Source organism: uncultured Amaricoccus sp. (assembly GCF_937891315.1).
GTDB lineage: Bacteria > Pseudomonadota > Alphaproteobacteria > Rhodobacterales > Rhodobacteraceae > Amaricoccus.
In genome coordinates this window covers 18,950-28,271 of record NZ_CALAGI010000096.1, presented here as the reverse complement: position 1 = coordinate 28,271, position 9,322 = coordinate 18,950, and the positions used below count along the sequence as shown (strand labels likewise).

At 71.2% G+C, this 9,322-nt stretch carries 8 protein-coding genes and 1 pseudogene; 7 read left to right on the top strand and 2 right to left on the bottom strand.

The genetic code is table 11. The annotated features are described in order from the left end of the window. Positions 1-192: 192 nt before the first annotated feature. Positions 193-1,134 carry a glutathione synthase gene (gene gshB, locus Q0480_RS08910; RefSeq protein WP_299132156.1) on the top strand — a complete coding sequence of 314 codons (942 nt, stop codon included), beginning with the start codon at positions 193-195 and terminating at the stop codon, positions 1,132-1,134. A 7-nt stretch (positions 1,135-1,141) separates the two neighbouring features. After that, positions 1,142-2,035, top strand: a complete 894-nt coding sequence (locus Q0480_RS08905) for an alpha/beta hydrolase fold domain-containing protein (RefSeq protein WP_299132154.1) — start codon at positions 1,142-1,144, stop codon at positions 2,033-2,035. A 34-nt stretch (positions 2,036-2,069) separates the two neighbouring features. Here Q0480_RS08905 and Q0480_RS08900 read toward each other — a convergent pair whose 3' ends face one another. Beyond that, complete coding sequence (locus tag Q0480_RS08900) at positions 2,070-3,572, bottom strand: YifB family Mg chelatase-like AAA ATPase (RefSeq protein ID WP_299132153.1); 1,503 nt, start codon at positions 3,570-3,572, stop codon at positions 2,070-2,072. 168 nt (positions 3,573-3,740) lie between these two features. Continuing rightward, on the bottom strand, positions 3,741-4,622 hold the full coding sequence (locus Q0480_RS08895) for a glutathione S-transferase (RefSeq protein WP_299132151.1): 882 nt from the start codon (positions 4,620-4,622) through the stop codon (positions 3,741-3,743). A 320-nt stretch (positions 4,623-4,942) separates the two neighbouring features. Here Q0480_RS08895 and Q0480_RS08890 point away from each other — a divergent pair, with 320 nt between their 5' ends. The 5 genes and pseudogenes from Q0480_RS08890 to Q0480_RS08870 all read left to right on the top strand — a co-directional run. Beyond that, on the top strand, positions 4,943-5,824 hold the full coding sequence (locus Q0480_RS08890) for an RNA polymerase factor sigma-32 (protein ID WP_299132150.1): 882 nt from the start codon (positions 4,943-4,945) through the stop codon (positions 5,822-5,824). A gap of 78 nt (positions 5,825-5,902) precedes the next feature. Further along, positions 5,903-6,724 carry a ChaN family lipoprotein gene (locus Q0480_RS08885; protein WP_299132149.1) on the top strand — a complete coding sequence of 274 codons (822 nt, stop codon included), beginning with the start codon at positions 5,903-5,905 and terminating at the stop codon, positions 6,722-6,724. A gap of 107 nt (positions 6,725-6,831) precedes the next feature. Next, positions 6,832-8,028 (top strand): bifunctional phosphopantothenoylcysteine decarboxylase/phosphopantothenate--cysteine ligase CoaBC, encoded by a 1,197-nt coding sequence (gene coaBC, locus Q0480_RS08880; RefSeq protein ID WP_299132148.1) that lies wholly within the window; start codon positions 6,832-6,834, stop codon positions 8,026-8,028. Beyond that, entirely contained in the window at positions 8,025-8,501 is a 477-nt protein-coding gene (gene dut, locus Q0480_RS08875) for a dUTP diphosphatase (RefSeq protein WP_299132147.1), read from the top strand. The genes coaBC and dut overlap by 4 nt, the downstream gene beginning before the upstream one ends. Then, a pseudogene (locus Q0480_RS08870) lies at positions 8,501-9,274 on the top strand (HesA/MoeB/ThiF family protein); the annotation flags it as partial. The gene dut and the pseudogene Q0480_RS08870, both read left to right, overlap by 1 nt. Positions 9,275-9,322: the final 48 nt, after the last annotated feature.

Below are 9,322 nucleotides of genomic sequence, written 5' to 3'. Positions count from 1 at the left end.
CCTCCGCAAGCTTGCTCCGGGCGCGCGGACCGCGGGCGCGCCACTGGCGCCCCCTTAAGAGCGGTCCGCGAAGACATCGCGTTCCGAACCAATCAAGCGGATCCGGTATGACGCGCGAGACAGGGAGGCGCCCTTGCCACCCGGCGGCGGCTCGGCCATGTCTTGGCGCGCAACGCAGGCGAGGAACGACCGATGGCCCTGAAAGTCGCCGTCCAGATGGACCCGATCGACAAGATCAATATCGACGCCGACAGCACCTTCCGCATCATGGAGGAAGCGCAGGCGCGCGGGCATCGGCTGTTCTACTACACGCCCGACAAGCTCGCCTTCGACGAGGGCCGGGTGACCGCGCGCGGCTGGCCGGTCGAGGTGCGGCGCGTGAAGGGCGATCATTTCACCCTGGGGGCGGAGGAGGTGATCGACCTCGCCGACTGGGACGTGGTCTGGCTGCGCCAGGATCCGCCGTTCGACATGGGATATCTCACCACGACCTATGTCCTCGAGCGGTTGCGGCCGGGGACGCAGGTGGTGAACGATCCCTTCTGGGTGCGGAACTATCCCGAGAAGCTCCTGGTGCTGAACTTCCCCGCGCTGACGCCGCCGACGATGGTCGCCCGCGACCTCGGCGCCCTGCGCGCCTTCAAGGCCAAGCATGGCGACATCATCCTCAAGCCGCTCTATGGCAATGGCGGGGCGGGGGTGTTCCGGCTCGATCCGAACGACCGCAATTTCACCGCGCTCTACGAACTCTTCGCCGGCATCAACCGCGAGCCTCTGATCGCGCAGAAATTCCTGCCGGCGGTCAGCGCGGGGGACAAGCGGGTGATCCTCGTCGATGGCGAGCCGGTGGGCGCGATCAACCGCGTGCCGCTCGACGGCGAGACGCGCTCGAACATGCACGCGGGCGGCACGCCGATGAAGGTCGCGCTGACCGAGCGGGACCGCGAGATCTGCGCCGCGATCGGGCCGCTCCTGCGCGAGAAGGGGCAGATCTTCGTCGGCATCGACGTGATCGGCGACTGGCTGACCGAGATCAACGTGACCTCGCCGACCGGACTGCAGGAACTGGAGCGGTTCGACGGCGGCAATGTCACCGCGAAGATCTGGGAAGCGATAGAGCGGCGGGCTCGCTGATGGCGCCATGTCCTGGCAGTTGACCGCCCTCGACTATTGGCTGCGCACCGTCGAGAAACCGCGGATCACGCGGGAGAATGACGTTCGCCATGCCAGGGCGCGGCTGGAGCGGGTCTCCTGGCTCCTGTCGCCCTATCCGGCGACGCGGGCGGAGGATCGGCCGCTCGGCCACCTGCCGGCCCTGCGCGTCGCCGGCCCCTCCGGCACGGAGGGGCGGACCCTGCTCTGGTTTCACGGCGGCGGCTACTGCCTCGGTTCGCCGCGCAGCCATCTCGAACTCGCCGCGGCCGTCGCCCGGCGCGCTGGCGGGGGCGTGGCGGTTCCTGCCTACCGGCTGGCACCGGAGCATCCGTTTCCCGCGGCGGCGGACGACGCGCGCGCCGCCTATCACGCGCTGCTCGCCGAAGGGTGCGATCCGGCGCGGCTGGTGGTGGGCGGCGACAGCGCCGGCGGCGGCCTCGCGCTGGCGCTCCTGCACATGCTGCTGGCCGAGGGGGCGCCGCCGCCGGTCGGCGTGGTGGCTTTCAGCCCCTGGACCGACCTCACCCTGTCGGGCGAGAGCATGACAACGCTCGCCGGGCGCGACGCGCTGCTGCCAGCCGGCCGGGTGGCGGAGATGCGCGCGCTCTATCTCGCCGGCGCCGATCCGACCGATCCGCGCGCCTCGCCGATCCTCGGCGCGTTCACCGGCGCCCCGCCTGTCCTGATCCAGGCGAGCGACGCCGAGATCCTGCGGGACGACGCGACGGCCATGGCGGCGCGGCTGCGGGCGGATGGGGTCGCGGTGACGCTGGAACTGTGGCCGGGCACGCCGCATGTCTGGCAGGCCTTCGGCCGCCGCCTGCCCGAGGCCGCCGCCGCCCTCGAGCGGGCCGGCGCCTTCGTCGGCGGGTTGTGGTAGAGCGGTCGCGCGAGCCCCGGCGCGCGGACGAATTTCAGAAGGCGAGGCGGTAGCCGGCGGCCTCGGCGACATGGGGGCGTGATACCGGGCCGCCGCCACCGAGGTCGGCGATGGTGCGGGCGACGCGCAGCACGCGGTGGTAGCTCCGCGCGCTGAGGCGAAAGCGTTCGGCGATGTCGCGCAGGAGCGCGGTGGCGCCGTCGTCCGCCGCGCAGATCGTTTCCAGGAGGTCGCCCTCGGCGTCGGCGTTGACGCTCATCCCCTCGTGGTCGGCGAAGCGCCGGCGCTGCAGGGCGCGGGCGGCGGCGACGCGGCCGGCGATCGCGGCGCTGGGCTCGCCGGTCGCGGGCAGCGCCAGATCGTCCACCGACACCGGCGGCACCTCGACCCGCAGGTCGAACCGGTCGAGCAGCGGCCCCGACACCCGCCCCATATAGTCCGCGCCGCAGTCCGGCACCCGGGCGCAGGCGCGCGCCGGATCGGCGAGATAGCCGCAGCGGCAGGGATTGGCGGCGGCGACCAGCATGAAGCGACAGGGATAGCGGACATGCGCGTTCGCCCGCGCGACGATCACGTCGCCGGTCTCGATCGGCTGGCGCAGGGTTTCAAGCACCGCGCGCGGGAATTCGGGGAACTCGTCGAGAAACAGGATGCCATGATGCGCGAGGCTGATCTCGCCCGGTTTCGCCCCGCGACCGCCGCCGACCACCGCCGCCATCGAGGCGGTATGGTGCGGCGCGCGAAACGGCCGGTCGCGCGAGATGCCGCCTTCGTCGAGCAGCCCGGCGAGCGAATGGATCATCGAGGTCTCGAGCGCCTCGGTCGGTTCCAGCGGCGGCAGGATGCCGGGCAGGCGCGCGGCCAGCATCGACTTGCCGCTGCCGGGCGGGCCGACCATCAGGATATGGTGACGCCCGGCGGCGGCGATCTCCAGCGCGCGCTTGGCCTTCTCCTGGCCCTTGACGTCGCGGAGGTCGCGCGCGGTTCCCGCCGGGGCGACGGTGCCCGGCCGCGCCGGCGCGATCACGGCGCGCCCCGTGAAGTGATTGACGAGGGCGAGCAGCGATTTCGGCGCGATCACCTGCACCGCGCCGACCCATGCCGCCTCGGCGCCGCAGGCGGCCGGGCAGATCAGGCCGCAATCGGCCTCGGCGGCCGCGACGGCGGCGGGCAGCGCGCCGATCACGGCGACCAGCGTGCCATCGAGCGACAGCTCGCCGAGCGCCACCTGCCCTGCGACCACGTCGCGCGGCAGCACCTCCATCGCGGCCAGCAGGGCGAGCGCGATCGGCAGATCGAAATGCGAGCCCTCCTTCGGCAGGTCGGCGGGCGAAAGGTTCACGGTGATGCGCTTGGCCGGCAGCGCGAGGCCCATCGCGGTCATCGCCGCGCGCACCCGCTCCTTGGCCTCGGAGACGGCCTTGTCAGGCAGGCCGACGAGATTGAAGGCGGGCAGGCCGGCGGTGACGGCGCATTGCACCTCGACCAGTCGCGCCTCGACCCCCTGAAAGGCCACGGTATAGGCGCAGGCGACCATATCTCTCCCGTCCGCTGAGAGATTGTTTGAAAACCCGCGCGGGTCGGTCTGGCAGGTCTTTTCGCGCCCCGGTGCGTCGAACACGAAATCCCTTGCCAGCCCTCCGCCGCCGAATTCTCGAACAGTCTCCGATGCCCGAAGGCTTGGCGGGAAAGGGTTGAGAGCGGGTTAACCGGTCGCGCGCGCCGGGAGCAATGCCATCGCGGCGGGCCAGGCCTCCGGGTCGGCGACCACCTTGTCGCGGCAGCCGGTATTGCAGAAGCCGACCACCGCGCCCTCGATCTCGGCAAGCGCCTCCGGCACCACCGGCTGGCCGGAGAAGGGGCAGAGGATGTTGAGCGGTGGCGCTCCTTCGACGGCGCGCGCCGCGAGCGGCGCCGGGCCGGGCCAGGCGCGCTCGGGCAGGTCGAGGTCGCAATCGACATGGCACGACGGCTCGACAAGGCCGATGGCGCGCCAGCGGCGGAAGGCGGGATCGGCGAGCTGCCGCGCGACATAGGCCGCCGCCGCCGGGCCGACCGGCAAGTCGTAGCTCGCGATGCGCGTTGCGATCGGGGCGAAATAGGCGTCGGCGATCGAATAGGCGCCGAAGAGCCAGCCTTCGCCCCCGAAACCCGCGTAGTCCCACAGGGTTTCGATCCGCGCGAGGTCGCGACCCACCGCCTCGGACGGAGCGAAGCCGACATAGCTTCGTCGCAGGTTCATCGGGCAGGCGTCGCGCAGCGCGCCGAAGCCGGCGTGCATCTCGGCGACGATGCTGCGCGCCCGGGCGCGGGCGGCGGGCTCGGCCGGCCAGAGCGCGAGGTCGGAATAGCGTTCGGCCAGCGTCTCGGCGATGGCGAGCGTGTCATAGACCAGCGCGCCGCCCGGCAAACGCAGCAGCGGCACGGTGCGCGCGGGCGCGAAGGGCGCGAGTTCGGCGACGAATTCGGGCGAATCGAGATGGACGCGCCGGATCTCATGGTCGATGCCGAAATGCTCGAAAACGAGCCAGGCGCGGAGCGACCAGCTGGAATAGTTGCGATCGCCGATGAGGAGCAGGTTGCGCACGGGGTTTCTCCGGCAGGCTGGGGCCGGCGTCATCATCACGTTCTCGTGCGGCGATGCAACAGCGCAGAGACGCGCCGGTTTCGTGGTCGGGCCGACAAAGCTGCCCGATATTCTGGACTTAGCAGTCCGGAACGCGCCCGAATCCCTGGGTGGCGGAGTTCCGCCGCCTGAAATTTGATCAATTTTTGAATGGAAACAAAACCTTTGCCGCGCGTTGGCTGGTGATCCGAACCGCGCGCGGGCGCGTAAGTCGATAATGGCGAGGGTTAAGATCGTGTTCACGCGAACACGGACCCCCGGTTTGGTGTGGAGGTTGGCGGATGGCATTCGACGACGCGGGCACACGGACCGTCACTAGGCGCGCGATGGGCGCCGAGATGCTCGATGCCGAGACCGAGCTGGCGCTGGCTCGGGCCTGGCGTGACCATGGCGACGAACGCGCGCTGCATCGGCTGGTCAACGCCTATATGCGGCTGGCGATCTCCATGGCGTCGAAGTATCGCCGTTATGGCGCGCCCATGCCCGACCTGATCCAGGAGGCGGGGGTCGGGCTGATGAAGGCGGCCGAGAAGTTCGATCCCGACCGCGGCGTACGCTTCTCCACCTATGCCGTCTGGTGGATCAAGGCCTCGATCCAGGACTATGTGATGCGCAACTGGTCGATGGTGCGCACCGGCTCGACCTCGTCGCAGAAGGCGCTGTTCTTCAACCTGCGCCGGGTGCGGGCGAAGATCGAGCGCGAGGCGGGAGCGAATGGCGAGGTGCTCGACAGCCAGCGGTTGCGCGAGATGATCGCCGAGGAGATCCGGGTGCCGCTGCGCGATGTCGAGATGATGGACGCGCGCCTGTCGGGCGCGGACTTCTCGCTCAACGCCCAGCAGGCCGGTGAGGAGGGGCGCGAATGGATGGAAACGCTGCCCGACGACGCGCCCCAGGCGGCCGAGACGGTGGTGCGGAACGCCGATCTCGCGCGCGCTCGGGGCTGGCTGGCCGAGGCGCTGTCCTCGCTGAACGCGCGTGAGCGGATGATCGTCGTCGAGCGCAAGCTGCGCGACGAGCCCCGGACGCTGGAAAGCCTTGGCCAGGAGCTCGGTCTCAGCAAGGAGCGCATCCGTCAGCTCGAAGCCCAGGCCCTGACGAAATTGCGCAAACGCCTTGAAACCGTTAGTGGTTCCGCCGCCGAGACGCTGGCCAACGCCTGAAATCACGTGACCCTGATCGGGCGTCATGCCATATTGATCCCGCCGCTCCGGCGGCGGACCATGATCGAGGAGGGAGCCATGCGAGTGCTGATTGGCGCCGCGAGCGCGCTCCTCTGTCTGTTTCTGGCGGTCGCGGTCGATGCTTCGGAGCTGCCGCGTTTCCTTGAAAAGGCACGGGACGCCGACGTGGTCATCCTGGGCGAGATTCACGACAATCCCACCCATCATGCCACGCAGGCGGAGATCGTCGCCGCGCTGCGTCCCGCCGCGCTGGTTTTCGAGATGTTTCCGCAGTTGGCCGAGGGCGAGATCAACGATCTGCGTGCCAATGGCGCGCCGGCCGGCGACATTGCCCGAGTGATGCATTGGGACGTCACCGGTCGGCCGGACTTCGGCTACTACGCCGCGATCCTGGCGGCGGCGCCGGGCGCCACGGTGTTCGGCGCCAGCCAGCCGGCGGTCGATGTCCGCCGCGCCGGGGTCGAGGGCGCGGCCGCCGCCTTCGGGCCGGACGCGACGATCTACGGCCTCGATCGGCCGCTGGCCCGCGCCGAACTGGCGGTGCGCTCGCGGCTGTTCACCGCGGCGCATTGTGGCAAGGTCGCGGCCGACCGGTTGCCCGGAATGATCGAGGTCCAGCGGTTTCGCGACGCGGGCCTCGCCGACGCGGCGATCTGGGCGCGCACCATGACCGGCGGCGGGCAGGTGGTGGTGATCGCGGGCAGCGGTCATGCCGACAAGCTGCGCGGCGCCCCGGCGGCGATCGCCGTCGCCGAGCCGGATCTGCGGGTGGTGACGCTCGGCCAGTTCGAGGCGCCGCCGGACGCCGAGGAGCGGTTCGACGGGGTGCTTCTCGCTCCGGCGCCGGCGCGGGCCGACCCCTGCGCGACTCTGCCCTGAGCTTCTGGCTAACATTCTGAAATTATTGGGCTGTCTCAAGTGTCCCTTGAACGGGCCGCCCAAGGCGACTAGGGATCCGGGAACGAGAGGCGCGCGAGGGGCGGGACATGCTGGCCGGGCGAAGGATCCTGTTGGTCGTCGGCGGCGGCATCGCCGCCTACAAGAGCCTCGAGCTCGTCCGCCTGCTGCGCAAGGCGGACGCCGAGGTGGTCCCGGTACTGACCGCGGCGGGCGCGGAATTCGTGACGCCGCTGTCGCTCGCCGCCCTCGCCGGCCATAAGGTCTTTTCCGAGCTCTTCGACCTGACGGACGAGGCGGAGATGGGCCATATCGAGCTCTCGCGCGCCGCCGACCTGGTGGTCGTGGCGCCCGCCACCGCCGACCTGATGGCGAAGTTCGCGCATGGCCATGCCAACGATCTCGCGAGCACGCTGCTTCTGGCCACCGACAAGCGCGTCCTCGTCGCGCCGGCGATGAATGTCCGCATGTGGCTGCACCCCGCGACCCGCCGCAATCTCGCGACACTGGTGGCGGACGGCACGCTCGTCGTCGGGCCGGACGAGGGGCCGATGGCCTGCGGCGAGTTCGGGCCGGGCCGCATGGCCGAGCCGCCGGCGATCCTTGGCGCGATAGACGCGGCACTCGGCGGTGGTTCGCTCACCGGCCGGCACGTGCTGGTGACTTCCGGTCCGACGCATGAGGCGATCGACCCCGTGCGCTACATTGCCAACCGCTCCTCGGGCCGGCAGGGCGGGGCGATCGCCGCCGCGCTCGCCCGGCGCGGGGCGCGGGTCAGCTTCGTCACCGGTCCGGCCGATGCGCCGCGGCCCATGGGCTGCGAGATCCACGAGGTCGAGACCGCGCGCGAGATGCTGGCGGCGGTCGAGGCCGCGCTGCCGGCCGACTGCGCCATCTTCGCCGCCGCCGTGGCCGACTGGCACGTGGCGACGCGGCGCGACTCGAAACTGAAGAAGGACGCGTCCGGGCGCCCGCCGGTGTTCGATCTTGTCGAGAACCCGGACATCCTGAAGTCCGTCGCCCGACGAAGCGAAGGACGGCCGCGCCTTGTCATCGGCTTCGCAGCCGAGACCGACGACATGCTCGCCAACGCGGCGGCGAAGCGGGCGCGCAAGGGCTGCGACTGGCTGGTCGCGAACGACGTCAGTCCCGCGACCGGCATCATGGGCGGGACGGAGAACGCGGTGACGCTGATCACCGAGGCCGGGGTCGAACCGTGGCCGCGCATGTCCAAGGAAGCGACGGCCGAGGCACTGGCCGACCGGATCGCCGCGGCCCTCGCATGAGCGGGCTGGTCCTCGGGCTTCTATGCTTGCCGGGGCGCGACCCGGCGCTGCCGCTGCCATCCTATGCGACGGCCGGGGCGGCGGGGCTCGATATCTCGGCCAATCTCGCGCCGGAGGAGCGGGTCGCCGGGCTGACGCTCGCGCCGGGGCGGCGGGCGCTGGTGCCGACCGGCCTCGCGCTGGAAATCCCCGAAGGCTACGAGGCGCAGATGCGGCCGCGCTCCGGCCTCGCGCTGCGGCACGGGCTGGCGCTGGTCAACAGTCCGGGGACCATCGATTGCGACTATCGCGGCGAGCTCGGGGTCATCGTCATCAATCTCGGATCGGAACCGGTGGTGATCGCCCATGGCGCGCGGATCGCACAGATGGTGCTGGCGCCGGTGACGCGGGTCACGCCGCGGCTGGTCGGGTCGCTCAGCGAGACCGAGCGCGGCGCGGGCGGTTTCGGCTCGACCGGAACCGGGGCGGGATGAGCCTCGCACCGGACGAACTGACCCGCTATGCGCGCCATATCGCGCTGCGCGAAATCGGCGGGCCGGGGCAGCGGCGGCTGCGCGCGGCGCGGGTGCTGATGGTCGGCGCCGGCGGGATCGGGGCTCCCGCGCTGCTCTACCTCGCGGCGGCGGGCGTCGGCACGCTCGGCATCATCGACGACGACGCGGTCAGTCTTTCGAACCTGCAGCGGCAGATCCTGTTCACCACCTCCGACGTCGGCGCGCCCAAGGTGGCGACGGCGGCGCGCGTGCTCGGGGCGCTCAATCCCGGCGTCGTGGTGGAGGGGTACGCGACGCGGCTCGAGGCGGGCAACGTGGATGGCCTGGTGGCGGGCTATGACCTCGTGCTCGATGGCGGCGACAACTTTCCGACGCGTTATTTCGTCAACGCCGCCTGCGTCGCGGCGAAGAAGCCGCTGCTCTCGGCGGCGATGAGCCAGTGGGAGGGACAGGTCACGCTGTTCGATCCGGCGCGCGGCGGTCCCTGCTATGCCTGCCTCTTCCCCGAGCCGCCCGCGGCCGGGCTGGCGCCGAGCTGCGCCGAGGCGGGTGTCGTCGGCGCGCTGCCCGGCGTGATCGGGTCGATGCTGGCGCTCGAGGCGATCAAGCTGATCTCCGGCGCCGGCGAGGTCGCGCGCGGCCGGCTGCTTCTCTTCGACGGTCTCCACGGCGAGACGCGACGGATCGGCGTCCACGCCCGCGCCGACTGCGCGGTTTGCGGCGGGATCGGCGGCGCGACGCGGGCCCCCTAGACCGCGGCTCGATCCATCGGCCGGCGTGTCCGCCCGGGATGCCGCGGC